This window comes from Bradyrhizobium erythrophlei, from assembly GCF_042430365.1.
GTDB classification, from domain to species: domain Bacteria; phylum Pseudomonadota; class Alphaproteobacteria; order Rhizobiales; family Xanthobacteraceae; genus Bradyrhizobium; species Bradyrhizobium erythrophlei.
On sequence record NZ_JBHMET010000248.1, the window covers coordinates 27,664 to 29,604 of the forward strand.

At 64.4% G+C, this 1,941-nt stretch carries 1 protein-coding gene and 2 pseudogenes; 2 read left to right on the forward strand and 1 reads right to left on the reverse strand.

Annotated elements, in window-relative coordinates; genetic code table 11:
• Positions 1–804 (forward strand): Mu transposase domain-containing protein (locus ACFFWD_RS37450; protein WP_446680539.1); only part of this gene is annotated, 804 nt, incomplete at its 5' end.
• A gap of 11 nt (positions 805–815) precedes the next feature.
• A pseudogene (gene istB / locus ACFFWD_RS37455) lies at positions 816–1,454 on the forward strand (IS21-like element helper ATPase IstB); the annotation flags it as partial.
• 6 nt (positions 1,455–1,460) lie between these two features.
• Here istB and ACFFWD_RS37460 read toward each other — a convergent pair.
• A pseudogene (locus tag ACFFWD_RS37460) lies at positions 1,461–1,941 on the reverse strand (recombinase family protein); the annotation flags it as partial.

Here is a 1,941-nt window from a genome sequence, read left to right on the forward strand (position 1 = left end):
AGGCCACGGCGGCCACGCGACAAGGCCAAGGTCGAGCAGGCGGTCCTCATGGTCGAGCGCTGGCTGCTTGGACGGCTGCGCCACCGGACCTTCCACAGCCTCGCCGAGGTCAACGCGGCGATCGCCGAGTTAATGACCCGGCTCAACGAGGAGCGACCGATCCGGCGGCTCGGCGTGACCCGCCGCAAGCTATTGGAGGAGATCGACCGGCCGGCACTGAAGGCCTTGCCGGAAAGCCCTTACGTGTTTGCCGAGTGGCGGATCTGCCGGGTCAGCATCGACTATCACGTCGAGGTCGAGGCGCATTACTACAGCGTCCCGCATCGCTTCGTCCGCGCCGAAGTCGAGGTGCGCGTCACCGCGCGCACCGTCGAGATTTTCCACAAGGGGGAGCGGATCGCCGCGCATCAGCGCATGAGCGGCAACCACAAGCATACGACCGTGCCGGAGCACATGGCGTCCAGTCATCGGCGCTACGCCGGCTGGACCATCGAGCGCATCCGCAAGGATGCCGCCATGATCGGACCGGCCACCGCGGCGCTGTGCGATCTGATCCTCGATGAGCGTTCGCATCCGGAACAGGGCTTCCGCGCTTGCCTCGGCATCATCCGGCTCGCCCGATCCTACGGCCAACAGCGGCTCGATGCCGCCGCCATGCGGACGATCGATATCGGCGCGCGCACTTACGGTTCGGTCAAATCGATCCTCGCCAACAATCTTGATCGGCGTCCTTCACCCAAGCGCTCCGCGGACGACGCGCCGATCCTTCATCCCAACATCCGCGGGCCGCGCTACTACAACTAGGAGATCACGCCTTGCTCACCCATCCGACCCTCGATCAGCTCCACGCGCTCGGCCTTCATGGCATGGCCAAGGCTTTCGCCGACATCGAAGCCGGCGGCGAGGCCGCCAGCCTCGGCCACGCCGAATGGCTAGCGCTGCTGCTCGAACGTGAAGCGTCGCTGCGACGCGACAAGCGACTGTCGAAGCGGCTGCAATACGCCAAGCTGCGCCAGCAGGCCTGCGTCGAGGACATCGACTATCGCACCCCGCGCGGCCTCGACCGCAGCCTCTTGACGATGCTGGTCGAAGGCCAATGGATCGACGACCACGCCAATCTTTTGATCTGTGGCCCGTCCGGCGTCGGCAAGAGCTGGCTCGCCTCGGCGCTCGGCAACAAAGCCTGCCGCGACAATCGCTCCGTGCTCTATCAGCGTGTCCCGCGACTGTTCAGTGATCTGGCCTTGGCGCGCGGCGACGGCCGCCACCCGCGTCTGCTGCGCGCACTCGGCCGTGTCGATCTGCTCATCCTCGACGACTGGGGCCTCGAGCCGCTCGACGCCGCGGCCCGCCACGACCTCCTGGAGATCCTCGAGGACCGCTACGGCCGCCGCTCCACCATCGTCACCAGCCAACTCCCCGTCGATCAATGGCACGCGCTGATCGGCGAGCCGATGACTTCATGATGCCTCCTTCTTCGACCGCTTGGTGCGTCGTACCCGATTGCGAAGCTGACTGATTTGTTCGTCTGAGAGCTCGATCTGCCATGGTTGGCCCTTGGCTAACTGACGACCTGCCAGCAATCCGCGCGCAAGATAATCGAAGATTGTTTGCGGGGTTACTCCAAGCTCAGCCGCCGCGCCCTGAATCGAGAAGCTACCGTCGGGCCAGCGCATCGGATTCTTGTCCACGCCGTTGATTTTGACGGTTGGAATGCCCCAGCGGGTACGCAGTGCCCAGACGTTCTCGCCTTTGAAGGCGCAGCCTCGGGCCGCGACGAAGCCTTCCTGATTGAGTATTGCCGCGATCTCGGCATCCATTTTGTGTTCAGCATTCAACTCGACGATCCGTTGCCGCAACCGATCAATGTCGATGTAATGACGGTAGGTGTGAACGCGCCGTTGCACGTGATGCTCGCTGGTTGCGCCGGTCTGCCAGACG